This window comes from Streptomyces fructofermentans, assembly GCF_014651055.1.
In the GTDB taxonomy this organism is placed as follows: domain Bacteria; phylum Actinomycetota; class Actinomycetes; order Streptomycetales; family Streptomycetaceae; genus Streptomyces; species Streptomyces fructofermentans.
On the sequence record NZ_BMWD01000005.1, the window covers coordinates 230,115 to 255,792 of the forward strand.

Consider the following 25,678-nt stretch of genomic DNA (forward strand, 5'->3'; position numbering starts at 1 on the left):
CCGGGCCGCCGGTGCGACGGCCGTACCGCGCGCTCCGGCGACCGTGTCAGGCGCGTGTCCCGGCGCGGTCCTGCGCGGACTCCCCGTCCGTGCCCGGCCCGGCCGGTGCGGCGGGCCCGGGACGGAGGGCCGGCACCGCGAGCAGCAGGGCCGCCGCGGCGATCCCGGTACCGACGGTGAACGCCAGGCGGTATCCGTCGGTGGTCGCCGGGACGAGTCGCACGCCCGCGGCCAGCAGGCCGTCCGTACGGTCGGCGGCGAGGGTGGTGAGCACGGCCAGTCCCAGCGAACCGCCCACGACCTGCGTCGTGTTGAAGAGACCGGAGGCCAGCCCGGCGTCCTCCTCGCGGGCCCCCGACATGGCGAGCCCGGTCACCGCGGGCATCGCCGCCGCGAACCCCGCGGAGAGCAGCAGCATCGCGGGCAGCACGTCCACGGCGTAGGACCCGTCGGCAGGCAGGCGGCTCAGCAGCGCCATACCCGCTGTGATCAGCGAGAGCCCGGCGAGCAGGACGCGGTGGGCGCCGAAGCGTCCGATCGTCCGCGCGGACAGCCCCAGCATCAGCACCCCGATGAGCACGGGTGCGGGGAGGAAGGCCGTACCGGTCAGCAACTCACCGAAACCCAGTACCCGTTGGATGTAGAGCGCGCCGATGTACTGGAAGCCGAACATGGCCGCGACCATCAGCATCTGCACTGCGTTGGCGCCGGTGAGCAGGCGGGAGTGGAGCAACCCGGGCCGGATCAGCGGGCGTTCGGCCCGGGTCTGCCGCAGGGCGAACGCGGCGAACAGGGTGACCGGGGCCGCGGCCAGCACGAGGGTGGACCCGGCGGAGCGTTCCCCCGCGCCGACGATCGTGTACACCGTCAGCATCAGCGCGCCGGTGACCAGCGCGGACCCCGGATAGTCGGCGCCGGCGCGCAGTCCCGCTCCCCGGTCGGGCTCGATGACGCGCAGGGCCGAGATCCAGGCCACCGCGCCGATCGGCACGTTGATGAGGAAGATCCAGTGCCATCCCAGGGCCTGGGTGAGGGCGCCGCCGAGGAACGTGCCGAGCGCACCGCCCGCCGCGCCGACCGCGCTGAACACCGCGATGGCCCGGGCGAGTTCACGCGGCTCGGGGAAGAGGCGGACCAGCATGCCAAGCACCACCGCCGACGTCATCGCGCCGCCCACCCCCTGGAGCGCCCGCGCCGCGACGAGGGCGCCCTGGCCGGTGGCGACCCCGCAGAGGGCGGACGCCACGGTGAACACGACGAGCCCGGAGGTGAACATCCGCCTGCGGCCGACCAGGTCGCCCAGTCGCCCCGCGAGCAGCAGCAGTCCTCCGAAGGGGATCAGGTACGCGTTGACGACCCACGCGAGCCCCGGGCCCGAGAAGCCGAGGTCGTTCTGGATCGCGGGCATCGCCACGGTCACGATGTTGCCGTCGAGGATCGTCATCAGCGCTCCGGCGCACAGGACGACGAGGGACGCCCGACGGGAGTGCGTTCGCTCCGCGGTCCGCTCCGAGGGTGTCCCGCTCCGGGGTGGGATCCTTGACGACATGGCCACAGCCTCCACAACACTGCTGGATGTTCCATTGGTGCACGACTTGTAACGGGGAACATCGTGAGTGACCATGGAGGCCGGCATAAGGAGGCACCTCGATGTCCCAGGGGAACACCGGTGTTACCTCGCAGGTCGTGAACGCGCAGGCGTGTCCTGTCCGCGAGGTTCTTGACAGGGTCGCGGGCAAGTGGAGTGTGCTGATCATCGTCGCGGCCGCCCACGGGCCCATCCGGTTCACGGAGTTGGAGCGGAGCATCGAGGGCATCAGCCGCCGCATGCTCACGCTGACACTGCGCAACCTGGAGCGGGACGGGCTGCTCACCCGCACGGTCCACCCGACGGTCCCGCCGAAGGTGGAGTACGAACTGACGCCGGTGGCGGCGGAGTTGCACGCGACGCTGCTGGGACTCACCGACTGGGCGGAGCGGCACCGGGTCACGATCGCCGAGTCGCGCGCCGCCTATGACGCCAAGCACCGGCCGGAGCTGCTGGACTCCTGACGCCACGCCGGCGGGCGCGGGAGTGGGCCGGCCGGTCCGTCCCGCGGTGGGACGGACCGCCCGGCGTGCTCTCAGAGGCCGAGGACGTGCGGGTCGGAGGCGAGTGCGCGGAAGTGCTCCCGGGGGTCCGCGACCAGCCGCCGTTCGGAGAGGTCCATCACGCCGCCGACGGCCGTCAGTTCGGCCGCCACGGTGCCGTCGGTCCTGCGGATCGTCTGCTCGATCCGGAACGTCCTGCCCTTTCCGCCGCCCCAGTCGAAGGCGCAGGTCACCTCCACCTCGTCACCGGCCCGCAGCTCCCTGAGGTAGCGGATGGTCATCTCCAGCGACACCGGGCCCACCCCCTTGGCGGCCAGGCCGGCCTGGGTGATTCCGCCGGCCCGCAGCAGCGACCAGCGCGCGTGCTCCGCGTAGTTCACGTACACGGCCTGGTTGACGTGCCCCTGGACATCTGTCTCGTACCCGCGCACGGTCACCGGGACGGAAAACGGTTCGGCCACGACTTCCCCTTCTACGGCGAACAGGATCGACGCCAGCGTACTGAGCGGTTGCTCACCCGGCTCGACGCCGGGTGGCCGCGTGCAGACCCGCGCCCTCGCTGCCGCCCGGGACCACGGTCAGACCCGCCGGGGCGACGCCAGCAGGCAGCGCGCGCCCGTGCGGGGCTCGGCGTGCTCTCCGACCTGCCATCCTGCCGCCTCCAGGGTCGCCGCGCACGCCCGCAGGGCCACGGGGTCGGGGTCGCGGACCGCGACGGCCTCGGGCTGCGGCGTGGCGCGGACCCGGTACCCCTCGGGGCCGGCGCCGGCGGGCCGGTGCCCCGCGGCCTCCAGGGCGAGCGCCGCGGCCTGCACCAGGTGCGTGCGCTCCCAGGCGCAGGGGCGGTCGGTGCCGCCGTCCCGGTTCGTCATCCTGCGCAGCTCCAGCAGCCCCTGCCAGGCGCTGTGCACCTCGCGGACGCGGGCCGGACCGGTGCCGGCGTCCTCCTCGCCGCCGACACGTGCGGCGAACACGCCCGAAGCGGCGGGCGGCGGCGCGGTGGCGCCCGCGGCAGCCGCGGTCTCCGGGCGGGCCGCGGCCTCGCGCTCCTCCCGTACGCGGTGCCCCGCGGGGGTCAGGAAGTGGTCGCGCGGCGGCCGGGGGTGGCGGAATGCGAGACCGTGCCGCACGAGTGCCGCGAGCTGGCTCTCCGTGCCCCTGAGCCGCCCGGTGACGGGGTCGGCGGCGTCGATGACGCGCCGCTGCGCGGCGGTCGGCGGTCGTGTCACGGCAGGCTCCTTCCGGGCGTGGTCGGCGGCGGGCCCGTCCGCCGGGTCCGGACCGTCCGGCGGACCCGCGGGCCTCCTGGAAGGCTACGACCCGGGTCCGACAATCGGCCCCTGCCCCGCCCCTGCCCTCCGGCCGGGCGAGAACAGGGCCCCGCGCACGAATCGGCGCCCGCGCACGAATCGGCGCCCGCGCACGACGGCCCGGCTCCGCGCACGAGGGCCCGGCTCCGGGCGCGACGCCCGGGTTCGGCTACTGCCGGTAGCCGCTCAGGAATCGCCCTATGCGGCTGATGGCCGCGTCGAGGTCGTCGGCGTGCGGCAGGATGAGGATGCGGAAGTGGTCGGGGCGCGGCCAGTTGAAGCCGGTGCCCTGGACGACCTGGATCTTCTCGCGGAGCAGCAGGTCCAGGACGAACCTCTCGTCGTCGTGGATCTTGTGCACGTCCGGGTCGATGCGGGGGAACGCGTACAGCGCGCCCTTCGGCTTCACGCAGGACACCCCGGGGATCTCGTTCAGCTTCTCCCAGGCCCGGTCCCGCTGCTCCCGCAACCTGCCGCCGGGGGCGGTGAGTTCGTGGATCGACTGGCGGCCGCCGAGTGCCGCCTGGATGGCGTACTGCGCGGGCGCGTTGGCGCACAGCCGCATGGAGGCCAGCATGGTGAGGCCCTCCAGGTAGTTCCTCGCCCGCTCCCGGGGTCCCGTGACGACGAGCCAGCCGGAGCGGAAGCCGGCCACCCGGTGGGTCTTCGAGAGCCCGCAGAAGGTGAGGACCACCAGGTCGGGGGCGAGCGCGGCGGCCGAGTGGTGCACGGCGTCGTCGTAGAGGATCTGGTCGTAGATCTCGTCGGCGAAGACCATGAGGCCGTGCCGGCGGGCGAGTTCGAGGATGCCCTCGATGACCTCCTTCGGATAGACGGCGCCCGTCGGGTTGTTCGGGTTGATGATGACGACGGCCTTGGTGCGGTCCGTGATCTTCGCGGCCATGTCGTCCAGGTCGGGGTACCACTCGGCCTGCTCGTCGCACAGGTAGTGCACGGCCCGGCCGCCCGCGAGGGTCGTCACGGCGGTCCAGAGCGGGAAGTCCGGTGCGGGGATCAGGATCTCGTCGCCGTCCTCGACGAGCGCCTGGACGGCCATCGAGACGAGTTCGGACACGCCGTTGCCCAGGAAGACGTCGTCGACGTCCACGTCGAGCCCGCGCTCCTGGTAGCGCTGCGCGACGGCACGCCGGGCGGACAGGATGCCGCGCGAGTCCGTGTAGCCGTGTGCCTGGGGGAGCATCCGGATCATGTCCTGGAGGATCTCCTCCGGTGCCTCGAAGCCGAAGAGCGCTGGGTTGCCGGTGTTGAGGCGCAGCACGCTGTGGCCTGCCTCCTCGAGCGCGTTCGCGTGCTCGATGACCGGGCCCCGGATCTCGTAACAGACCTCGCTGAGCTTGCTCGACTGCCGGAACTCCATGCGGTGCGCACCTCCAGGTTGTGGTGTTGCTTGGTTTTACCAAGTGGGCGCTTGGAAAGTCCAACAACATGTCTAGACTGCGTCGCATGTCACCTCGCCGAAGCTACGACCAGTACTGTTCCGCCGCCCGGGCCCTCGACGCCCTCGGTGACCGCTGGACCCTGCTGATCGTGCGCGAGCTGTTCGCCGGGCCACGCCGCTACACCGACCTGCACGCGGACCTGCCCGGTGTGAGCACGGACGTACTGGCCTCCCGGCTCAAGGACATGGAGCGGGACGGCCTCGCGACGCGGCGCAGGCTGCCGCCGCCCGGCGCCGCGTACGTCTACGAACTGACGGGGCGCGGAAGGGAGTTGCTGCCCGTGCTGCAGGCCCTCGGCGAGTGGGGGGCGCCCCTGCTGGCGGAGCGGCGGCCGACGGACGCGGTGCGCGCCCACTGGTTCGCGCTGCCGCTGCTGCGGTCCCTCGCGGGGCCGGGCGACGGAACCGTCCAGGTGCGCCTGGACGAAGGGGAGTTCCACGTCCGCCGCGGCGCGCAGGACGGGCCGGCCTACGGCGAGGGGCCCGCGCCCGAGGAGCCCGACGCGCTGCTCACGCTCGACGCCGAGGTGTGCGCGGCACTCGGCAGGGGCGAACTGACCCTGCGGGAGGCCGTACGCGACGGACGCGTCACGGTGACGGGGGAGGGGACGCTCGCCAAGACCCTGCGCGAGAGCTGACCTCCCGCGACAGCGGGATCGGCCGCACCGGCACGTCATGCCGCAGCCGGGTCCGCGGTCGGCTCCGGCTCCGGCAATCTCCGGCCGCGGGCCGGGAGTCGGGAGTCGGGGGTCGGACGCAGGGCAACGCGAGTGCGTGGGCGTTCGGTTCCGGCGGACGGGAGCCGGGCGTCGGGGAATCGCGAGCCGCGAGCCGCGAGCCGCGAGCCCGGGGCCGGCCGGGCCGCCGGGCCCGGGGTGAGCGCCGCGCGGCCCGCCGCGCCGGTGAACGGCGCGACGGGCCACGCGGAGCCCGGGGCTCAGGCGCCCGGCGGAACCCGAGAGGGGCGGCCGGGACCCCGTGTCAGCGAGTACCCGGCGACACCCGCGAGAGCCGCCAGCACCCCGCCCACGCCGGTCCACACCCAGCGGTCGGACCACCAGCCCGAGGACCAGCCGTCGTCCGGCTCGATGCTGGACAGCACGGCGACGGACGTGTCCGACTCCTCGTCGTCCCCGGCCTCGTCCGCACCGGTGACGGCGATGCCGGGGACCAGCGGCTCCGCCAGCGAGCCGTCCACCGCCGCCGCTCCGCCGATGTCCTTGGACTCGACGCGCAGTTCGGCGGACACCGGCAGGCCGAGGTCGGCCGACCGCAGTCCGACGGTGGTCAGCCGGACGTAGTACGTGCCGGGCAGCGGGTCGTCGGCCCACGGCTCGGACCACGCGCGGACCGTGCGCAGCGTGCAGGATAGCGTCACCTCGGGCGCGTCCTGGGCCGCCGTCCGCGTCTGCGCCCCGTACTGGCACGCCTGGCGGTTGCGCAGACCGTCGTACACGTCGACCTGCCAGGTGGCCGAGGCGTGCGCCTTCGGCAGCTTCACCGTCGCGCGCACGGTGGGCCGTTGGCCGGCGTCGGCGGGGAACGACCAGTAGAGGTAGTCACCGGTGGACGCGGTCGCGGTGGCCGTCTGCCCCTGGTCGACCTCGGCGGCCGTACGGAAGGACGTGCCGGCCGAGGTGGGCGCGTCGGCGCCGTCCGACGGGCCGGCGGAGGGCGAGGCGTCGGCGGCCGCGGGGGACGCGGCGGCCAGCACGACGAGCGCGGCCGCGCCCACCGCCCGGACGGCACTCGACACACGGGTGATACGCATCAGTTGGTCCTCCAGACCGCGATCCGCCAGCGCGAGATCCAGCCCCACAGCACACCCGCGAGGAAGCCGGTGATGACCAGGGCGCCGAGCAGCCACCAGCCGCGTCCGAGACCGAACGAGGCCACGTCGTCGGACGAGCCGGGGCCGTCGACGACGTCGACGGTCAGTTCGAGGGGCAGCCCGGGTGTCGTCTTGACCCCGGACGCGGCCGAGAAGGAGTTGGCGACCTGGAGGCACACGACCTCGGCCGTGTCCTCGTCGGAGTCGTCGTCGCTCTCGGCCTTGGGGTAGCGCAGTCCGGCCGACATGACGTCGGTCCGGCCGCTGCCCGTGGACTCGCCGCGCACGATCTCGCGGCCGCTCGCGGTCACCGCCCTCAGTGACACACCGTAGTCCTGGTTCACCCGGCGGTCCGCGGCGACGCTGACCGAGGCGCGCAGTTCCTTTCCGGGCGCCACGTCCACGCGGTACCAGCGGTGCTGCCCGAACTCCTCGCGGTCCGTGTAGAGGCCGGACTTGAGAGTGGGAGCCTGCGCGCAGGCCCCGGCGCCCTCGACGGCGACGGGCGTCACCACCGGGTCGGCCGCCCGGTCGACCAACTGGTTGACCTTGTCGGTGAGTTCCTCGGTGTGCTCCACCGAGGTGTACGTGCCGCCGGTGGCCTCGGCGATGCAACTCAGCTGCTGGCGCATCTTGGTGTTCGGCACCAGGCCGAGCGTGTCGATGGTGAGGCCGATCCCCTTCGCGGCGATCTCCCGGGCCACCTCGCACGGGTCGAGCGGCGCGCAGGTGTCCTCGCCGTCACTGATGAGGACGATACGGCGGGAGCCCTCGCCGCCCTCCAGGTCGTCGGCCGCGGCGAGCAGCGCGGGCCCGATGGGCGTCCAGCCGGTGGGCGACAGGGTCGCCACCGCGGTCTTCGCCTCGGTGCGGTCCAGCGGACCCACCGGGTACAGCTGGGCGGTGTCCTTGCAGCCCGTCTTCCGGTTGTCGCCGGGATAGTCGGCGCCGAGCGTCCGTATGCCGAGCTGAACCTCCTCGGGGGTCGCGTCGAGCACCTCGTTGAAGGCCTGTTTCGCCGCAGCCATCCGCGTCTGGCCGTCGATGTCCCGGGCCCGCATGGAACCGCTGACGTCGAGCACGAGGTTGACCTTGGGCGCGTCGTCGCCGGTGGGTTCACCGGCGGCGGCTCCGGTCGGGAGAGCGATCCCGGCCGTCAGGGCGGCGAGCAGGACGCAGGCGCCCGCCGCCAGCCGTTGTCTTGTGATCATCGCCGGATCCTATTGACCGAACGCGCCGCGCTTCAAAGCGGGTGGTCGGCGGGGGGTACGGAGTCCGGCGCGGAGAGCGGGTTGGGCAGCCGCGCCCAGAGGTCCCCCGGTCGTTCGGGCGACAGCCGCATCGCCGTCAACGCCTTGGCCGGCAGCGGCTCTTCGAGCAGCGCGACGAGGTCGGCGGTGCGCGGCAGGTCCGGTGCCGCCGTCGACAGCGCCTCGCGCAGCGCGGCCGTCGAGCCCGCCGTCGCCGCCAGCGTTCCCGCGACGAGGGAGCCGAACAGCTTGCCGCGCAGCACGGATTCGTCGTCCGTGACGATACGGCCCGTCAGTTCGGGGGCAGGGATGCCGTGTCGTGCCAGCCGGGCGGGACTGATCCGGATGTCGGCCAGGTCGCGGTAGACCAGCCGCAGCGGCTCCCCGTCGGGCGACAGCACCACGAGCAGGTTCTGGCCATGCGCCTCCAGGGCGACGCCCAGGTCGAGCAGCCGCAGGCCGACGGTCAGCGCGAGGCGGGTGAACCGGGCGAGCCAGGACGCCGACCGGGGCAGCACGTCCGCGGCGAGCGCCGCGACGGGCACCACCCGCTCACCGGTCCGCGCGTACACGTCCGGGGGCTCCCGCAGCACCGCCGCCAGGTCGGGCGTGCGCGCGGAGACGGCGCCCAGCGTGCGGGTGACGTGCAGCAGCCCGTCGAGCCGCGCCGCCGTCGCCGCCATGAACGCCGAGACGGTTGCCGCGGACTCGATCGAGTACACCGAGATGTCCCGCACGGAGGAGGTGAGCCGGGCGCTGAGCGCGGTCTTGACGTGCGGCCCGCCGGGCAGGGCCAGGGTGCGCAGCGACATCAGGGGATGGGCCGCCAGGTCCCGGCCGGTGGCGCCGTCGTCCTTCAGCACGTGCCGGGCCTGCCACGGATGCACCGGGACCAGCACCCGGCCCCGCTCCCGGTACGGCCACTCGCCGGTCACCAGGCAGCCGTCCTCGGGCACGGCGAGCAGGGCGAGCCCGACCACCGCCCGGTGCTCGGGCGCGTACGCGAGCTGCTCCGCCACCGAGAAGCCGGGGCGGGAACGGCAGTTGGGGTGGAACGGGTGCCCGTCCACGACCCGCTGCTCCCACTCCCAGGAGGCGCCGGGCGTCCCGTCCGGCACCCGGTTCGCGCGGGACAGGGCCAACGAGGCCGTGCTGTGCGCGAGTTCGGCGGCGAAGCCCGCTCCGTGCGGCAGGCCGAGCGCCGCCACGAGCGCCGCCGGACGGTCGTGAGCCCGCCCGTCGAGCTCCACCCGGGTGATGCCGGCGGCCGTCCCGAAGGGGTCCGGGGCCGGTCCGTCGAGCCGCCCTCCGCCGGACAGCCGGAGCGTCAGCCCGCCGCGCCGGGCCTCGCGGCGCGTCACCCAGGGCAGCGGCTCGTGGGCGAGCCCGCGCCACAGCCGGGACAGCACGGCCGCCCGGGCCCCGGGGAGCTCGGCCGTGTACCGGGGCAGCAGAGCGGGTCGTACGGTGCGCAGCTCGGCGGCGAGGGCGGCCTCGATGTCGGCCGGGGTGCGGGGAGGGGGCACGGCTGGCTCCTCGGGTGTGGACGGCCTGTCGGCGGGATACGACGCCGGACATACTGAGCGTCAGTGCACCGTATGCAACGAATGGATCGCGTGGATCTCATGCACTCCTTGTCAGCCGCGGACCACGGGGGCGCCGCGGACGCGTACGCGTCCGCGCCACTGCTCAACTGTCTGCTGAGGGAGGTCGGCGAGCCCGTGCCGCCGGTGGCGGGCGGGAGGCGCGTGTACCGGCTGCCGCCCGGCGGGAGGCTGCTGCGGGTGCGGGCGGGACGCCGCCCCTCCGAGCCCGAGGTGTACGCCGCCGGGTCCTGGCGGCGCGCCGGCCACGACGAGCTGGTCAAGCTCACCGCCGAGGTGCTGCGGCAGCACACCGGCGTGTCCAACTCCGAACTGCCCGCCGAGATGACCGACAGCCGGGACGCGGTGGCCGCGATCCTCACGGCCCGGGCGGGCGCGGTCCCGCCCGGCGACCCGTACCTGCGCTCCGAGCAGTCCCTGATCACCGGGCATCCGTACCACCCGGCCCCCAAGGCCCGCGGCGGCGGTCCGGTGGGCGGCTGGCTGCCGTACGCGCCCGAGGCGTACGCCCGCTTCCCGCTGGTGCTGCTCGGGGTGCGCGCCGACGCGGTGGTGGAGGAGGGGGACACGGCGGCCCTCGACGCCCTGGGCACGGCCCCGCCCGGCTACCGGCTCCTGCCCGCCCACCCCTGGCAACTCGACCTGGTCGGCGCCGGGTTGGCCGAGGCGTTCGAGGACGGGCGGCTCATCCGTCTGGGCCGCACGGAGTGCGAGGCGGCGCCGACGGCGGCGATCCGCACGCTGCACCTGCCCCGGCACCCGGCGGGCGGTGACCTGTTCCTGAAGTTCAGCCTGGACGTGCGGATCACCAACGACGTCCGCCGCCTGTGGCGGCACGACCTGCTCGGGCTGCGGCGCTCGGACGCCGCGGCCGTCGCCGCGTTCGCGGACCTGGACGCCGCCTGGCTGAGCGACCGCGGCTACCGCACGGCGGACTTCGCCTTCGAGGAACTGGCCGTCCTGGTGCGCGACGGGCTGCACGGCCATGTCGCGCCGGGTGCGACCCCCCTGCTGGCCGCCGCGCTGACGGAGTGCGCGGTCGGCGGCGGAGGGGCAGCCGCCACCGTCGGCGCGGACCGGGGCGACGGCGTGCCCCTCCTCTTCCCCTGGACCGGCCCTGTCGATCCGCCGGCCTGGTGGGAGGCGTACTTGCGCCAGGTCGTCCCACCCGCCCTCGACGCGTTCGCCCGGCACGGGGTCGTCCTGGAGGCGCATCTGCAGAACACCGTGATCGCCGTGGACGCCGACGGGACGCCGGTGCAGGCGCTGTTCCGCGACGCGGAGGGGCTGAAACTGCTGCCGGACGTCTCACGGGCGGCGGGCTGGGAGCGGCTCGTCTACTGCCTGGTGGTCAACAACCTGCTGGAGATCGCGGCGGTCCTCGGCGAGCGCTGCCCGGAGCACGCGCTGTGGGAGAGCGCCCGGCGGGAGTTCAGCCGGTGCGCCGACGGGCTGCCCGAGGTGGCCGGGCTGCTGGCGGCCCCGACCCTGCCGGGCAAGACGAATCTGCTGCTGCGCTGGACCGGGGCGGACGGGGCGGCGGCGCGCTACCTGCCCGTTCCGAACCCGCTGCGCGCCCGGGGGGCCGACCGCGCGTGACGACCGGCGGCACGGCCGCCGCGGCAGCGCCGGGGAGCGCGCCCCCGCGGCCGGACCCTTCTCCCGATCGCGCGCGCGACCGGCTGAATTACAGTGGCTGGTGTGCTGCGCGAAGTGACCGCCGAACGATACGTGACCCCGCTGACGGCGGGCGGCTCCGTGCCCGGAGTCGTCGAGGCCGACGACCTGGGGACGTACGTCGTGAAGTTCACGGGGGCGGCGCAGGGGCGCAAGGCCCTGGTCGCCGAGATCGTCGTGGGCGAACTGGCGCGCGCCCTCGGCCTGCGCTTCCCCGAGCTGGTGCTCGTCCACTTCGACCCCGCGGTCGCCGGGCACGAGCCGCACCAGGAGGTCCAGGACCTGCTGCGGGCCAGCGCGGGGCTCAACCTCGGCATGGACTACCTGCCGGGCGCCGCCGACTTCACCCCGCAGACCGCCGAGACCTTCGCCGTCGACCCGCTGGAGGCCGGACGCGTCGTCTGGCTGGACGCCCTCACGGTGAACGTCGACCGGACGACGCACAGCTCGAACCTGATGGTCTGGCCCACCCTCGGGGTCGCGCCCCCGCGGCTGTGGCTGATCGACCACGGCGCCGCCCTGGTCTTCCACCACCGCTGGGACACCTCGCGGCCCGAGAAGGCGTACGACTTCCGGCGGCACGCGCTCGGCGTGTACGGACCCGACACCCGGGCGGCGGACGCGGAACTCGCGCCGCGGGTGACGGAGGAGCTGCTGCGCGAGGTGACCGCCCGGGTGCCCGACGCCTGGCTCGCCGACGAGCCCGGGTTCGCCACGCCCGACGAGGCCCGCGAAGCCTATGTGGGCTACCTGCTGGCCAGGGTGCGGGCCTCCGCCGCCTGGCTCCCGACGGACTTCCCCGGCCGTGCGCAGCTCGCCTCCGAGGACGCCCACCGCGCGGCACGGACCCGGCAGGGCCGGCCGGACTGGCTCAAGCGCGTCCCGGATCTGCACGGCCGGCCCGCGGCTGAGCAGGACTGGTCCGTGCACCTCGAAGGGAACCCCTGACCCGTGACCGCACCGCACCGCGTCCAGATCGAGTACTGCACCCAGTGCCGCTGGCTCCCGCGCGCCGCCTGGCTCGCCCAGGAACTGCTCACCACCTTCGAGCAGGAGCTGACCGAGCTGGCGCTGACCCCCGGCACCGGCGGCGTGTTCGTCGTACGCGTCGACGACGAGGTGGTCTGGGACCGGCGCGAGCAGGGCTTCCCCGAGCCGACCGCGGTCAAGCGCCTCGTACGCGACCGAGTGGCCCCGGGGAAGTCCCTGGGCCACTCGGAGCGGTGAGCCGCGCGGGGCCGGGGCCGCGCGCGGGTCGGACGGTCAGCCGGTGAGCCGCTCGTACGCGGGCAGGGTCAGGAAGTCCGCGTAGTCCTCGTCCAGCGCCACCTGGAGCAGCAGGTCGTGGGCCTGCTGCCAGGTGCCGGACGCGAAGGCCTCCTCGCCGATCTCGGCGCGGATGTCGGCGAGTTCGCGAGCGGCGATCTCACGGGTCAGCTCGGGCGTGGCCCTCACCGAGGTCCCGTCGTGCTCGAACTCGACGCCCGCGTTGATCCACTGCCAGATCTGGGAGCGGGAGATCTCGGCGGTCGCCGCGTCCTCCATCAGGTTGAAGATGGCGACCGCGCCGAGGCCGCGCAGCCACGCCTCGATGTAGCGGATGCCGACCTGCACGGCGTTGACCAGGCCGTCGTAGGTCGGGCGGGCGTCCAGGGAGTCGACGGCGATCAGGTCGCCCGCGGCGACGGACACGTCCTCGCGCAGCCGGTCCTTCTGGTTCGGCCGGTCGCCGAGCACGGCGTCGAAGGAGGCCATCGCGATCGGCACCAGGTCCGGGTGGGCCACCCACGAGCCGTCGAAGCCGTCGCCCGCCTCGCGGTCCTTGTCCGCCTTCACCTTCTCGAACGCGATCCTGTTGACCTCCTCGTCGCGCCGCGAGGGGATGAACGCCGCCATGCCGCCGATCGCGTGCGCGCCGCGCCTGTGGCAGGTGCGCACGAGCAGTTCGGTGTACGCGCGCATGAAGGGGGCCGTCATCGTGACCGCGTTGCGGTCGGGAAGCACGAACTTCTGCCCGCCGTCACGGAAGTTCTTCACGATGGAGAACAGGTAGTCCCAGCGGCCCGCGTTCAACCCCGAGGCGTGGTCGCGGAGTTCGTACAGGATCTCGTCCATCTCGTACGCCGCCGTGATCGTCTCGATCAGGACGGTGGCGCGGACGGAGCCCTGCGGGATGCCGAGGTGGTCCTGCGCGAAGACGAAGACGTCGTTCCAGAGGCGGGCCTCCAGGTGCGACTCCGTCTTCGGGAGGTAGAAGTACGGGCCCTTGCCGAGGTCCAGCAGACGCCGGGCGTTGTGGAAGAAGTACAGGCCGAAGTCGACCAGCGCGCCGGGGACCGGGACGCCCCGCTCGTCCACGAGGTGGCGCTCGGCGAGATGCCAGCCGCGCGGCCGCATCACGACGGTGGCCAGTTCCTCCGGGGCCTTCAGGGCGTACGACTTGCCGGTGCGCGCGTCCGTGAAGTCGATGGTCCGCGTGTAGGCGGCGATCAGGTTGAGCTGACCGGTGACCACGTTCTCCCAGGTGGGGGCCGAGGCGTCCTCGAAGTCCGCGAGCCAGACCTTCGCACCCGAGTTGAGGGCGTTGACGGTCATCCTGCGGTCGGTGGGACCGGTGATCTCGACGCGGCGGTCGTCGAGGGCCTCGGGCGAGGGAGCCACCCGCCAGGAGTCGTCCGCGCGCACGGCCGCGGTCTCCGGGAGGAAGTCGAGCGTGGAGGTGCGGGCGATCTCAGCGCGGCGCTCGGTGCGGCGGGCGAGCAACTCGTCGCGCCGGGGCGTGAACCGCCGGTGCAGCTCGGCCACGAAGGCGAGGGCCGCCTCCGTGAGGACCTCCTCCTGCCGGGGCAGGGGCTCGGCGCCGACGATGGCCAGCGGGGACGGCGCTGGTGCGGACATGGACGTCACTTCCTTCAGGGAGCTGCGTACGAACGGCACTGGGTGCCGACGGCACCGAACGGGTCCGACCGCGTCCACGGAGCGGTCCGACGCTTCTGATCAGTGGATACTAGTTTCCTCATGGTGGAAGTTCAATGGTTTGTTGATGTCGAGAGTCTCTGCGCCGAGGCAGGGTGGCCCGCGGTGCCACGCCGCTCACTCCAGGTGGACGAGGTCCTCCTCCGTGTCGATGTCGTACCCCTCGGCCACGTCCGCGCACTCGACGAGTGTGATCGCGTCCCGGTGCGCGGCGAGGTAGGCGCGCGCTCCCCGGTCCCCGGTGGCGGCGGCGCCGACGCCCTCCCAGTGGTCCGCGCCGAACAGCACCGGATGGCCCCGCACGCCGTCGTACGCGGCCGCCGCGATCGAGGCGGGCGACTCGTACGCGGCGAGCACCCGGGCCACCGCCGCCGGGCCGATGCCCGGCTGGTCGACGAGCTGGACGAGCGCGGCCCGTGCCCCGGTGCCGCGCAGCGAGGCGAGGCCGGCCCGCAGGGACGACCCCATGCCCTCCTCCCAGCCGGGGTTGTCGACCAGCTCGCAGCCGGGCAGCACGGCCCGCGTCCGCACCTCCTCGGCACTCGCCCCGAGCACCACGTGGACCCGTGCGCAGCCCGCCGCGCGCAGGACACCGGCCGCGTACTCGACGAGGGGGCGCCCCCGGTACGGCAGGAGTGCCTTGGGGCGTCCGCCCAGCCGGCGGCCCCCGCCGGCGGCGAGCAGCAGTCCGGCGATCCGGTCTCGGGTGTGCGTCATCCCTCCTGGATACCCGACGCGCGGGCGGGCGTGCCGTGCGCGGGGCTGAATTTCGGTCCGCGCTGTGGCGCCCACCGCACCGCGTGGCGTTTACTGACCCGCGTCCCCCGGCGCCCGACCAGTGCCAGGGGTGTTCGGCGCGAGTGGTGACGTCGTGCGCACAACGGCGTGCGAGGGGGGAAGAGCTGTGTTGCGGAGCTTGGGGCAGAGACCGGTGACCGGCAGCGACGAGGACCCGAGAGTGGCGGAGTTGCGGACTGCGGTGTCCCGGCTGCGCCGCGAACTCGCCGTGCACCCGGCGGAGTTCCCGGACCGCGGGATCGCCGAGGACGAACTGGCCGCCCTCGCCGCGATGGCCGTCGGCGGAGCCCCGGAGGCCCCCCGGCTGCGCCGCTCGCTGCTCCTGATCGCGGGCTCCATCGGCTCGGTGAGCGCGCTGGCCACCGGGCTCGCGGACGTGCGCAGCGCGGTGGAGCTGTTCGGGGAGCCGCCGCGCCACTGAGCGCGACGCGGTCCACCGGCGGGCGCGCGACGGCCGACCGGTCCGGTCAGGCCGCGGGGCCCGAGCTGGCCAGCGCCTGGGACAGCTCCGCGGCGACCTGCTGGAGCACGGGCACGATCCGCTCCGTCGCCTCCTCCGTGACCCGCCCCGCCGGACCCGAGATCGAGATCGCGGCGGCGGTCGGCGCGTCGGGCACGGGGACGGCGAGGCACCGGACCCCGATCTCCTGCTCGTTGTCGTCCACCGCGTAGCCGCTTCGCCGCACCTCGTCGAGCGCGGCGAGGAAGGCGTCCGGGGTGGTGATCGTCTTCTCGGTCGCCGCGGGCATCCCGGTGCGGGCCAGGAGCGCGCGGACCTCGTCGGCCGGGATGTGCGCGAGCAGGGCCTTGCCGACGCCCGTGGAGTGCGGCAGCACCCGGCGGCCCACCTCGGTGAACATGCGCATCGAGTGCTTGGACGGCACCTGGGCCACGTACACGATCTCGTCGCCGTCGAGCAGGGCCATGTTCGCCGTCTCGCCCGTCTCCTCGACCAGTCGCGCCAGATACGGGCGCGCCCAGGTGCCGAGCAGTCGCGACGCGGACTCCCCGAGCCGGATCAGGCGGGGGCCGAGCGCGTACCGCCGGTTGGTCTGCTGGCGCACGTAGCCGCAGGCCACGAGGGTGCGCATGAGCCGGTGGATGGTGGGCAGCGGCAGGCCGCTGCTGACGGACAGCTCGCTCAGCCCGACCTCGCCGCCCGCGTCCGCCATCCTCTCCAGCAGGTCGAAGGCGCGCTCCAGGGACTGGACGCCGCCCCCGGCGGAGGAGGGCTTGGCGGCGTCGGTGGTGCTGGCGCTGGACGTCGGCACGGGCGCGGTCCTTTCGTGCGGGCAGGCGATGACGCAGCCTACCCGGCAGTCGGTCGACCGCACGGCGGCGCACGCTTGTTTTCTGCTGCGTGGAAGCACATTTCCGCAATACAGAAATGCCGTGAGGTGCCTCCGTGTGGTGGACGGTGGCGGGGCGGCCCTTGACGGCGAGGGGTCGGGAGTGAAGACTTCTTCAACAGAACGTTGAATTCCGGCCCCTGTGGATGAGCGGCCGGGACAAGGCGTGCGGCACGGAGAGAGGGGTCCGGGTGTCCGACCACCGACCGGTCGAGCTGATCCTGCGTTCGACGCGCGTCATCACTCCCGAGGGGACGCGCGCCGCCTCGGTCGCCGTCGCCGGGGGAAGGATCGCGGCGGTGCTCGCGCACGACGCCGAGGTGCCCGCCGGTGCCGTGCTCCAGGACTTCGGGGACGACGTCCTGCTGCCCGGTCTCGTCGACACCCACGTACACGTCAACGATCCGGGCCGGACGGAGTGGGAGGGCTTCTGGACCGCGACGCGGGCCGCCGCGGCCGGCGGCATCACGACACTCGTCGACATGCCCCTCAACTCCCTGCCGCCCACGACGACCGTCGCGCACCTGCGGACCAAGCAGGAGGTGGCCCGAACCAAGGCGCACGTCGACGTCGGCTTCTGGGGCGGCGCGCTCCCGGACAACGTCGAGGACCTGCGGCCCCTGCACGACGCCGGCGTCTTCGGGTTCAAGGCCTTCCTGTCGCCCTCCGGGGTCGACGAGTTCCCTGAACTGGACCAGGACGGGCTCGCCCGGTCCCTCGCGGAGATCGCCGGGTTCGGCGGCCTGCTGATCGTGCACGCCGAGGACCCGCACCACCTCGCGGCGGCCCCGCAGCGCGGCGGCCGCAAGTACGCCGACTTCCTCGCCTCGCGCCCGCGTGACGCCGAGGACACCGCCATCGGGAACCTCCTCGCGCAGGCGCGGCGCGCCGACGCCCGGGTCCACGTGCTGCACCTGTCGTCGAGCGACGCGCTCCCGCTGATCGCCGACGCCAGGCGGGACGGCGTCCGGGTCAGCGTGGAGACCTGCCCGCACTACCTCACCCTGACCGCCGAGGAAGTCCCGGACGGGGCCAGCGAGTTCAAGTGCTGCCCGCCGATCCGCGAGGCGGCCAACCAGGACCTGCTGTGGCGGGCGCTGGCGGACGGCACCATCGACTGCGTGGTCACCGACCACTCGCCCTCGACGGCCGACCTGAAGACCGACGACTTCGCGACCGCCTGGGGCGGCATCTCCGGGCTCCAGCTCTCCCTGTCCGCCGTCTGGACCGAGGCCGGGCGGCGCGGCCACAGCCTGGAGGACGTGGTGCGCTGGATGTCCTCGAACACCGCCCGGCTGGTCGGACTCGACGACCGCAAGGGCGCCATCGCGCCGGGCCTCGACGCGGACTTCGCGGTCCTCGCACCCGACGAGGCCTTCACCGTCGACCCCGCCGCCCTCCAGCACCGCAACCGGGTCACCGCGTACGCCGGCCGGACGCTGTACGGCGTCGTGAAGTCCACCTGGCTGCGCGGCGAACGCATCGCGGCCGACGGCGATTTCGCCGCACCGGCCGGGCGACTCCTCACCCGGCGCGGGTAGTTCCCGCGCCCGCGCATTCCCCTGTCCCGTCCGCTGCCCACCCCGCGACCCCGGCGGCCGACCCCCGAAAGGAAGAACTGATCACCGTGACGGCGCAGCAGCCAACCTCCGTGCCCCGCTTCACCGGAGACGCCGACCCCTATGGAGGCGGCGATCCGTACGCGGACCACCGCGGCGCCGACCTCCCCTTCACCCGGTACGCGAACCTCGCCGACCGGCAGCTCGGCGCCGGGGTCGTCGCGGCCAACGACGAGTTCTTCGCCCAGCGCGAGAACCTCCTCCTGCCCTCCCGGGCCGAGTTCGACCCCGAGCACTTCGGGCACAAGGGCAAGATCATGGACGGCTGGGAGACGCGGCGAAGGCGCGGTGCCTCCGCCGAGCACCCGTGGCCCACCGACGACGACCACGACTGGGCCCTGGTCCGTCTGGGCGCCCCCGGGGTCGTCCGCGGCATCGTCGTGGACACCGCGCACTTCCGCGGCAACTACCCGCAGGCGGTGTCGGTCGAGGGGGTCTCGCTGCCCGGCTCCCCGTCCCCCGGGGAACTCCTCGCCCACGACGTCGAGTGGACCACCCTCGTGCCCCGCACGGCGGTCGGCGGCCACGCGGCCAACGGGTTCGCCGTCGACGTGGAGCGGCGCCTCACGCACCTGCGCGTCAAGCAGCACCCCGACGGCGGCATCGCGCGGCTGCGGGTGTACGGCGAGGTCGTGCCGGACCCCGCCTGGCTGTCGGTCCTCGGCACGTTCGACGTCGTCGCGCTGGAGAACGGGGGCCGGGTCGAGGACGCGTCCGACCGCTTCTACTCGCCCGCCACCAACACGATCCAGCCCGGCCGTTCGCGCAAGATGGACGACGGCTGGGAGACCCGGCGCCGCCGCGACCAGGGGCACGACTGGATCCGCTACGCGCTCGTGGAGCACTCCGAGATCCGTGCCGTCGAGATCGACACGGCGTACCTCAAGGGCAACTCGGCGGGCTGGGCGTCGGTCTCGGTCCGCGACGGCGAGGACGGCGCGTGGACGGAGGCGGTGCCGCGGACCCGCCTCCAGCCCGACACGAACCACCGCTTCGTCCTGGCCGCCCCGGTCGCCGGTACGCACGCGCGCGTGGACATCTTCCCGGACGGGGGCATCTCCCGCCTGCGCCTCTTCGGCTCCCTGACGGAGAAGGGAGCGGCCCGGCTGACGGCGCGGCACCGGGAACTGACCGACTGAGCCCGGGAACCCGCCCGCACGGCTGCCTGGTCGCACGGCTGCCTGGTCTCAGGGCCCCGCACGGAGACTCGCCGTCCGGGGCCCGACCGCACCACCGCCCCGGCCGCGACGACCGTTCCGGCCGCACCACCGCCCCGAGGGCACCATCGCCCCGGCCGCGACGACCGTTCCGAGGGCACCACCGCCCCGGCCGCGACGACCGTCCCGGCCACCCGCCCGCACGACCCCGGCGACCGGGCGCGCGAGCCATGCCCGGTCGTGCCCCCGGTCGCCGGCCCGGTTCAGGCCGCGTGACCCCCGTCGACCGAGAACTCGGCCCCGGTGACGTACGAGGCCTCGGGGCCCGCCAAGTACGCGACCATCGAGGCCACTTCGTCCGCGGTGCCGAACCGGCCCAGCGCGGTCAGGGCGGTCTGCCCCTCGGCGAACGGGCCGTCGGCCGGATTCATGTCGGTGTCGATCGGTCCGGGATGGACGAGGTTCGCGGTGATGCCGCGCCCGCCCAACTCCCGTGCGAGCGCCTTCGTCAGCCCCACCAGCGCGGACTTGGCGGTCGCGTACAGCGTGCCGCCGGGGCCGGGCACGCGCTGCGTCATGCACGTACCGATGGTGATGATCCGGCCGCCGGGGCCCATCCGGCGGGCCGCCGCCTGGGAGGCGAGGAAGGCGCCCCGCACGCCGACGGCGAGGACCCGGTCGACGTCGGCGGGGGAGAAGCCGTCCAGCGGGCCGAGCAGTCCGACGGCCGCGTTGTTCACCAGGATGTCCGGACTGCCGAGTCGCTCCGCGGTGCGCTCCACCGCCGCGACGGTCTCCCGCTCGTCGGCGGAGTCCGCGCGCAGCGCCAGGGCCCGCCGCCCCAGGGCCTCGACGCGCCGCACGACGTCGTCCGCCGCGTCCTTGTCCCGTACGTAGGTGAAGGCGACGTCAGCACCTCGGCCGGCGAGGCGCACGGCGGTCGCCGCGCCGATCCCGCGGCTGCCGCCGGTCACCAGGGCCACTGTTCCGTTCAGATCCGTTCGTGAGGTCATGTCCCCATCCCAGCGTCCGGAGTGCCGGAGCACCGGCGGTGAACGGACGTCGAGTCCCCGAGGCCCTCCGTTGCCCGAGGCCCTCCGATGGCCGTTGTCCGATGCCCGACGTCGCGGGCCCGCGCAAGAGCCGAACAGGCCGTTCCGCCCGCCCCGTGCGAGTGCGCGGCCGGCCCGCGTGAAGCCGCAGGCCCGGGCCGCGCGAGGGCATTGGTCCAGGCCAGGACGGGTGGCGTCGCGATCCTGTGAAGAGCTCGCACCTGGGTGGTGACGAATGTCAACTCCTGGAAAACTCATCCGGCGGAAGGGGTGAAAAGGCTGTTCTTGACATTGACATGTCATGGTCTACGCGCGTCATGCTAGGAGCCATGAGATTCCCCCCACGCACCACCCGCATCGGCGCGACGGTCGCGCTGGTGTCCGCCCTGCTCGTCGGCGGCGCCGGCGCCGTCCCCGCGAACGCCGCGGCGGCCGCCGTCGGCAGCGTCTGTCACGACGCGCTCCCGTCCCAGGCGTGGGACACGCTCCGGCTGATCGAGTCGGGCGGTCCCTACCCCTACACCCAGGACGGGTCCGTCTTCCGGAACCGGGAGGGCGTCCTGCCGTCGCAGGGAAGCGGGTACTACCACGAGTACACGGTGAGGACTCCCGGCTCCTCCACGCGCGGTGCGCGGCGCATCGTCACCGGCGAGGAGTACCGGGAGGACTACTACACGGCGGATCACTACGTCTCGTTCAGGCTGATCGACCACACCTGCTGACCGGCCCGCACGAGCCGAGGAAAGGCGCACCGCACCACCGCGTCACCGCGTCACCGAGCGCGGCGCGGGACGGGACCGCTCCCCACAGTGTGTTCCGTCCCGCGCCGTACGGACCGGCCGCCGGAGGCCCGGGGCCGTGGCTCACCCGGGCTTCCGGCTCTCGGCGGCCGCGAACAGCGCGAACGCCAGCACCACCAGCGCGACGCTCGCGTAGACCTCGTTGCCGTCGAGCAGGCCGAGCCGGTGCACGAGGCTCCAGCGAAGCCAGCCGGTGACCTCGTAGACCAGGCCGGCGCCGCCCTGGAGGAGGGCGACCACGCCGAGGAACTCAAGAAGCTGCTTCATGCCGGGATCGTCGCCCCGCGGGCCCGCCGTGCCCATCGGCCGCGGGGCGGGGCGGGCCCGACGGAAGTCGCCGATCGCCGGGTGCGCGCGCGACCGAAGTCGCCGGTGTCCCGACTTTGGTCTCCCGTCGGTTCCGCGGGGCGGTGCCGGGGCCCGGCGATGCGTAGATTTGTCGACCGTGAGCAGCACCGAGCCGATGCCGAAGCCCCCGCCCCTGCCAGGGCGCCGGTGGCATCTGCCGTCGGCCCTCGCGGCGGAGCTCGACCCGGACCACGCCACCCGGAACGGGCGGCCGAGACGCACCGCGCGCGACTGGGCCGTGGACTTCGCCCTCTTCCTGATCGCCGTGGGAGTGGGTCTCCTCGGCGCCGAGGAGACGACGAAGGACCCCAACATCCCGTACGGCCTGGAGGTCGCCGACCAGTGGATCGGCGCCCTGGCGTGCGCGGCCGTCTGGCTGCGCAGACGCTGGCCGGTCGGCCTCGCCGTGGCCATGGTGCCGGTCGCCTTCGTCTCGAACAGCGCGGGCGGCGCGGGCCTGGTCGCCCTCTTCACGCTCGCCGTGCACCGGCCCTTCAAGTACGTCGCCTGGACCGCCGGCGCCTCCGCCGCGCTGTCGGCCGTCTTCTTCTGGCTGCGCCCCGACTCCGAGGTGCCCTACCTCGTCGCCGTCGCCCTCGCCGTCCTGCTGACCGCCGCGCTGGTCGGCTGGGGCATGTTCGTGCGCTCCAAGCGCCAGCTCATGGTGAGCCTGCGCGACAGGTGGCGGCGGGCCGAGACGGAGGCGGCGCTGCGGGCCGAGCAGGCGCAGCGGCTGGCCAGGGAGGCGATCGCGCGAGAGATGCACGACGTCCTCGCCCACCGGCTGACCCTGCTCAGCGTGCACGCCGGGGCGCTGGAGATCCGCCCGGACGCACCCCGGGCGGAGGTGGCACGGGCCGCCGGCGTCATCCGGGAGAGCGCGCACGAGGCGCTCCAGGACCTGCGGGAGATCATCGGGGTGCTGAGGGCCTCGGACGGCGGCGACGAGTCGGGCCGCCCTCAGCCGACGCTCGCCGCACTGGACGGCCTGGTGTCCGAGAGCCGGGAGGCCGGGACGAAGGTCACGCTCGACAACCGGGTGTCCGACGTCTCGGCCGCCCCCGCGTCCGTGGGCCGCACCGCCTACCGCATCGTCCAGGAGTGCCTGACCAACGCACGCAAGCACGCGCCGGGAGCGGAGGTTGCGGTCGCCGTGTCCGGCGCTCCCGGTGACGGGCTCACGGTCACCGTGGGCAATCCGGCGCCGCCCGGCGACGTCCCGCACGTCCCCGGCTCCGGACAGGGGCTCATCGGCCTGACCGAGCGGGCCATGCTCGCGGGCGGGCGCCTGGACCACGGACCCGACGGCAACGGCGGTTTCCGCGTGCGCGCGTGGCTGCCGTGGGGATGAGCGCGCGCCCGGCACACGGCACCGCCCCACGTCGTCCGGTGTCCCCGTCACCGGTCCCGGCGAACCCGGCGGTCCGGCGGCGCGGGATCACTACGGTGGGCGCATGACTCCGATCCGTCTGCTCCTCGTCGACGACGACCCGCTGGTCCGGGCCGGCCTCTCCTTCATGATGGGCGGCGCCGACGACCTGGAGATCGTGGGCGAGGCCGCCGACGGCGGCGAGGTCGAGGAGCTCGTCGACCGCACGCGTCCCGACGTCGTGCTCATGGACATCAGGATGCCGACCGTGGACGGCCTCGCGGCGACCGAGCGGCTCCGCACCCGCGAGGACGCGCCCCAGGTCGTCGTCCTCACCACGTTCCACGCCGACGAGCAGGTGCTGCGGGCGCTGAGGGCGGGCGCGGCCGGCTTCGTGCTGAAGGACACCCCGCCGGCCGAGATCATCGACGCGGTCCGCCGGGTGGCCGCCGGTGACCCGGTGCTCTCGCCCGCCGTCACCCGTCAGCTGATGGCGCATGCCGCGGGCGGCAGCGCGGACACCCGCCGCTCGGCCGCCCGTACGCGGGTCGGGTCCCTCAACGACCGGGAGCGCGAGGTCGCGGTGGCGGTCGGCCGGGGCGGCTCGAACGCCGAGATCGCGGCCGCGCTGTTCATGAGCGTCGCCACGGTCAAGACGCACGTCTCGCGCATCCTCGCCAGGCTCGGCCTGAACAACCGCGTGCAGATCGCCTTGCTGGTGTACGACGCGGGGCTGCTGGAGGAGGAGCGGTAGGGCGCGTCCCGCCGGGGTGTCCGCCCCGCCCGGCGGGCGTGTCCGGGGGAGTGTCGCGCGTTCCCGGGCGTGTCCGGGCGGGTCCGGGGGAGTGTCGCGCGTTCCCGGCGGACCGTACGGCGGCTCCGCGGTGCCCGCTCCCCGTTGGCCGGGCGGGGCGCCGGTCCCGGCTCGCGCCGCCGCGCGGGGGCGGCCGTCGCCGGTCGCCCCCGCGGAGGACGGCAGCCCTCAGTCCCTGCCGCCCGGGATCTCGCCCATGGGCACGGCCCGGCGCTCGCGCCGCGAGCGTTCGCAGGCCTCGGCGATCCGCAGCGCGTGCAGTGCCTCGCGCCCGTCGCAGGGATTGGCCCGCTCGCCGCGCACCACCTCGACGAACGCGTGCAGCTCCGCCTCGTACGCGGGTCCGAACCTTTCCAGGAACCCGGTCCACGGCTTGGTCGCGGCCGGCGGCCCGGCGGGTTCCGTGGAGGCGATCGGCGTACGGTCGTCCAGCCCGACCCCGATCTGGTCCAGCTCGCCCGCGAGTTCCATGCGGACGTCGTACCCGGCGCCGTTCAGCCGGGTCGCGGTCGCCGCGGCGAGCGTGCCGTCGTCCAGTGTGAGGACGGCCGCCGCGGTGTCGATGTCACCCGACTCGCGGAACATCGAGGGCCCGGCGTCCGAGCCCATCGCGTACACGTCGGTGATCTCCCGTCCGGTCACCCAGCGCAACATGTCGAAGTCGTGCACCAGCGTGTCCCTGTACAGCCCTCCCGACTGGGGGAGGTACGCGGCCGGCGGCGGCGACTGGTCGGACGTCATCGCGCGCACGGTGTGCAGCCGCCCGAGCCGGCCCGAGCGCACCGCCTCGCGCGCGGCCGTGTAGCCGACGTCGAAACGCCGCTGGAAACCCATCTGCAGAATGGTTCCGGCGTCCTCCACCTCCGCGATCGTGGTGAGTGTCCCCGGCAGGTCGAGCGCTATGGGCTTCTCGCAGAAGACCGGGAGCCCGGCCCGTGCTGCCCGACCGATCAGTTCGCTGTGTGCCGACGTGGCCGCGGTGATGACCACGGCGTCCACGCCCCAGGTGAAGATCTGGTCCACGCCGGGCGCGGCCGTGGCGCCCAGCCGGTCCGCGAGCCTGCGGGCCCTCGCGGGGTCCGCGTCCGTGACGATGAGTGAGCCGCCCACCTCGCGGTGACGACTGAGGGCGGTCGCGTGAAATGTACCGATACGACCCGTCCCGATGAGTCCGATGCGCATGGGACCAAAGTGAGGGGCCACCCTCCGCCCTGTCAACGCTTTGTCCGGACAATCGAACTTCACAACTTCCCGTCATCATTCACCGGAGCTACGCTCGGCCCGTGTCCAAAGCAGATGGGGATCCGACTGTGCCACTCCAGCTCAGCGTCGACCGGAACAGTCCGGTGCCGCTGTACTTCCAGCTGTCCCAGCAGCTCGAAGCGGCGATCGAGCAGGGCGCCCTCACCCCCGGCAGCCTTCTGGGCAACGAGATCGAGCTCGCGGGACGTCTCGGCCTGTCCCGCCCCACCGTCCGCCAGGCCATCCAGTCCCTCGTGGACAAGGGCCTCCTCGTACGCCGCCGGGGGGTCGGCACCCAGGTCGTGCACAGCCAGGTCAAGCGCCCCCTGGAGCTCAGCAGCCTCTACGACGACCTGGAGGCGGCCGGCCAGCGCCCCGCCACCCGCGTCCTGGTCAACAGCGTCGTGCCCGCGTCGGCCGAGGTCGCCGGGGCGCTCGCCGTCGCCGAGGGCAGCGACGTGCACCGGGTGGAACGGCTGCGCCTGGCCCACGGCGAGCCCATGGCGTACCTCTGCAACCACCTGCCCCCCGGCCTCCTCGACCTGGACGACGCCCAGCTGGAGGCCACCGGCCTCTACCGGATGATGCGCGCCGCGGGCATCACCCTGCACAGCGCCCGCCAGTCGGTCGGCGCGCGCTCCGCCGGCGCGCGGGAGGCCGAGCGCCTCGACGAGCCCGAGGGCGCGCCCCTGCTCACCATGCAGCGCACCACCTTCGACGACCACGGTCGTGCGGTCGAGTTCGGCTCCCACACGTACCGCGCCTCGCGCTACTCCTTCGAGTTCCAGCTGCTCGTCCGGCCCTGACGAATTCCGGCCACCCGTCCGGCTCGGCCTTCCTCCGCCTTCCTCGGCCTTCCCGCCGTCCGCGAGGGACCCCCGGCCGACCTGGCCCGCACCGGACCGCACGCAAGCCCCTGACCTCGTACGACA

General features: G+C 74.0%; 25 protein-coding genes. 12 read left to right on the forward strand and 13 right to left on the reverse strand.

The features are described 5' to 3' along the window. Positions 1-46 precede the first annotated feature (46 nt). Entirely contained in the window at positions 47-1,444 is a 1,398-nt protein-coding gene (locus IE265_RS09645; protein ID WP_229916105.1) for an MFS transporter, read from the reverse strand. 206 nt (positions 1,445-1,650) lie between these two features. On the opposite strand from IE265_RS09645, the gene IE265_RS09650 reads away from it, so the two are divergent. Further along, entirely contained in the window at positions 1,651-2,052 is a 402-nt protein-coding gene (locus IE265_RS09650; protein WP_190035001.1) for a winged helix-turn-helix transcriptional regulator, read from the forward strand. A gap of 71 nt (positions 2,053-2,123) precedes the next feature. On the opposite strand, the gene IE265_RS09655 is transcribed toward IE265_RS09650, so the two are convergent. From IE265_RS09655 to IE265_RS09665, 3 genes are all read right to left on the reverse strand, one after another. After that, positions 2,124-2,552, reverse strand: a complete 429-nt coding sequence (locus IE265_RS09655; RefSeq protein WP_190035002.1) for an acyl-CoA thioesterase — start codon at positions 2,550-2,552, stop codon at positions 2,124-2,126. A 117-nt stretch (positions 2,553-2,669) separates the two neighbouring features. Beyond that, on the reverse strand, positions 2,670-3,320 hold the full coding sequence (locus IE265_RS09660; protein WP_190035003.1) for a hypothetical protein: 651 nt from the start codon (positions 3,318-3,320) through the stop codon (positions 2,670-2,672). A 250-nt stretch (positions 3,321-3,570) separates the two neighbouring features. Beyond that, entirely contained in the window at positions 3,571-4,779 is a 1,209-nt protein-coding gene (locus IE265_RS09665; RefSeq protein WP_190035004.1) for a pyridoxal phosphate-dependent aminotransferase, read from the reverse strand. Between the two features lie 86 nt (positions 4,780-4,865). On the opposite strand from IE265_RS09665, the gene IE265_RS09670 reads away from it, so the two are divergent. Next, the gene (locus tag IE265_RS09670) at positions 4,866-5,498 is read left to right on the forward strand and encodes a winged helix-turn-helix transcriptional regulator (RefSeq protein WP_190035005.1); all 633 of its coding nucleotides are present in this window, start codon (positions 4,866-4,868) and stop codon (positions 5,496-5,498) included. Between the two features lie 299 nt (positions 5,499-5,797). On the opposite strand, the gene IE265_RS09675 is transcribed toward IE265_RS09670, so the two are convergent. The 3 genes from IE265_RS09675 to IE265_RS09685 are packed head-to-tail and all read right to left on the reverse strand — an operon-like array spanning position 5,798 to position 9,467. Further along, on the reverse strand, positions 5,798-6,631 hold the full coding sequence (locus IE265_RS09675; protein ID WP_190035006.1) for a hypothetical protein: 834 nt from the start codon (positions 6,629-6,631) through the stop codon (positions 5,798-5,800). Next, on the reverse strand, positions 6,631-7,902 hold the full coding sequence (locus IE265_RS09680; RefSeq protein WP_190035007.1) for a VWA domain-containing protein: 1,272 nt from the start codon (positions 7,900-7,902) through the stop codon (positions 6,631-6,633). The genes IE265_RS09675 and IE265_RS09680 overlap by 1 nt, the downstream gene beginning before the upstream one ends. Positions 7,903-7,934: 32 nt before the next feature. Next, positions 7,935-9,467, reverse strand: a complete 1,533-nt coding sequence (locus tag IE265_RS09685) for an IucA/IucC family protein (RefSeq protein WP_190035008.1) — start codon at positions 9,465-9,467, stop codon at positions 7,935-7,937. Positions 9,468-9,548: 81 nt separating this feature from the next. On the opposite strand from IE265_RS09685, the gene IE265_RS09690 reads away from it, so the two are divergent. The 3 genes from IE265_RS09690 (at position 9,549) to IE265_RS09700 (ending at position 12,449) form a co-directional block, all read left to right on the forward strand. Next, positions 9,549-11,144, forward strand: coding sequence for an IucA/IucC family protein (locus IE265_RS09690; RefSeq protein WP_190035134.1), 1,596 nt, complete (start codon positions 9,549-9,551; stop codon positions 11,142-11,144). A 102-nt stretch (positions 11,145-11,246) separates the two neighbouring features. After that, on the forward strand, positions 11,247-12,170 hold the full coding sequence (locus IE265_RS09695; protein WP_190035009.1) for a HipA family kinase: 924 nt from the start codon (positions 11,247-11,249) through the stop codon (positions 12,168-12,170). A gap of 3 nt (positions 12,171-12,173) precedes the next feature. Beyond that, positions 12,174-12,449, forward strand: a complete 276-nt coding sequence (locus IE265_RS09700; protein WP_190035010.1) for an Rdx family protein — start codon at positions 12,174-12,176, stop codon at positions 12,447-12,449. Positions 12,450-12,485: 36 nt separating this feature from the next. On the opposite strand, the gene aceB is transcribed toward IE265_RS09700, so the two are convergent. Both aceB and IE265_RS09710 read right to left on the reverse strand, forming a co-directional pair. Further along, entirely contained in the window at positions 12,486-14,120 is a 1,635-nt protein-coding gene (gene aceB, locus IE265_RS09705; protein ID WP_190035011.1) for a malate synthase A, read from the reverse strand. A 195-nt stretch (positions 14,121-14,315) separates the two neighbouring features. Beyond that, the gene (locus IE265_RS09710; RefSeq protein ID WP_190035012.1) at positions 14,316-14,915 is read right to left on the reverse strand and encodes a nucleotidyltransferase family protein; all 600 of its coding nucleotides are present in this window, start codon (positions 14,913-14,915) and stop codon (positions 14,316-14,318) included. Positions 14,916-15,102: 187 nt separating this feature from the next. Between IE265_RS09710 and IE265_RS09715 the strand changes: the two genes are divergently transcribed. Beyond that, positions 15,103-15,417 carry a DUF5955 family protein gene (locus IE265_RS09715; protein ID WP_190035013.1) on the forward strand — a complete coding sequence of 105 codons (315 nt, stop codon included), beginning with the start codon at positions 15,103-15,105 and terminating at the stop codon, positions 15,415-15,417. 46 nt (positions 15,418-15,463) lie between these two features. Here IE265_RS09715 and IE265_RS09720 read toward each other — a convergent pair whose 3' ends face one another. Beyond that, on the reverse strand, positions 15,464-16,267 hold the full coding sequence (locus tag IE265_RS09720) for an IclR family transcriptional regulator (protein WP_190035014.1): 804 nt from the start codon (positions 16,265-16,267) through the stop codon (positions 15,464-15,466). A 269-nt stretch (positions 16,268-16,536) separates the two neighbouring features. Here IE265_RS09720 and allB point away from each other — a divergent pair, with 269 nt between their 5' ends. After that, positions 16,537-17,886: an allantoinase AllB gene (allB, locus tag IE265_RS09725; protein ID WP_229916106.1), complete on the forward strand. Its 1,350-nt coding sequence runs from the start codon at positions 16,537-16,539 to the stop codon at positions 17,884-17,886. Between the two features lie 86 nt (positions 17,887-17,972). Continuing rightward, positions 17,973-19,103 carry an allantoicase gene (gene alc / locus IE265_RS09730; protein WP_190035016.1) on the forward strand — a complete coding sequence of 377 codons (1,131 nt, stop codon included), beginning with the start codon at positions 17,973-17,975 and terminating at the stop codon, positions 19,101-19,103. A 281-nt stretch (positions 19,104-19,384) separates the two neighbouring features. Here the strand turns inward: alc and IE265_RS09735 are convergent, their stop codons facing one another. Further along, a complete protein-coding gene (locus IE265_RS09735; RefSeq protein ID WP_190035017.1) occupies positions 19,385-20,134 on the reverse strand; it encodes a 3-oxoacyl-ACP reductase family protein in 750 nt (249 codons plus the stop codon). A 368-nt stretch (positions 20,135-20,502) separates the two neighbouring features. Here IE265_RS09735 and IE265_RS09740 point away from each other — a divergent pair, with 368 nt between their 5' ends. Then, entirely contained in the window at positions 20,503-20,895 is a 393-nt protein-coding gene (locus IE265_RS09740; RefSeq protein ID WP_190035018.1) for a guanyl-specific ribonuclease, read from the forward strand. Between the two features lie 141 nt (positions 20,896-21,036). Here the strand turns inward: IE265_RS09740 and IE265_RS09745 are convergent, their stop codons facing one another. Beyond that, the gene (locus tag IE265_RS09745; RefSeq protein ID WP_190035019.1) at positions 21,037-21,240 is read right to left on the reverse strand and encodes a hypothetical protein; all 204 of its coding nucleotides are present in this window, start codon (positions 21,238-21,240) and stop codon (positions 21,037-21,039) included. Positions 21,241-21,418: 178 nt separating this feature from the next. Between IE265_RS09745 and IE265_RS09750 the strand changes: the two genes are divergently transcribed. Together IE265_RS09750 and IE265_RS09755 are read left to right on the forward strand one after the other, a co-directional pair. Further along, positions 21,419-22,672 carry a sensor histidine kinase gene (locus tag IE265_RS09750; protein WP_229916107.1) on the forward strand — a complete coding sequence of 418 codons (1,254 nt, stop codon included), beginning with the start codon at positions 21,419-21,421 and terminating at the stop codon, positions 22,670-22,672. A gap of 103 nt (positions 22,673-22,775) precedes the next feature. Beyond that, positions 22,776-23,444: a response regulator gene (locus IE265_RS09755; RefSeq protein ID WP_190035020.1), complete on the forward strand. Its 669-nt coding sequence runs from the start codon at positions 22,776-22,778 to the stop codon at positions 23,442-23,444. Positions 23,445-23,672: 228 nt separating this feature from the next. Here the strand turns inward: IE265_RS09755 and IE265_RS09760 are convergent, their stop codons facing one another. Beyond that, complete coding sequence (locus tag IE265_RS09760) at positions 23,673-24,686, reverse strand: Gfo/Idh/MocA family protein (protein ID WP_190035021.1); 1,014 nt, start codon at positions 24,684-24,686, stop codon at positions 23,673-23,675. A gap of 128 nt (positions 24,687-24,814) precedes the next feature. Between IE265_RS09760 and IE265_RS09765 the strand changes: the two genes are divergently transcribed. Next, positions 24,815-25,552 carry a GntR family transcriptional regulator gene (locus tag IE265_RS09765; protein WP_190035136.1) on the forward strand — a complete coding sequence of 246 codons (738 nt, stop codon included), beginning with the start codon at positions 24,815-24,817 and terminating at the stop codon, positions 25,550-25,552. Positions 25,553-25,678: the final 126 nt, after the last annotated feature.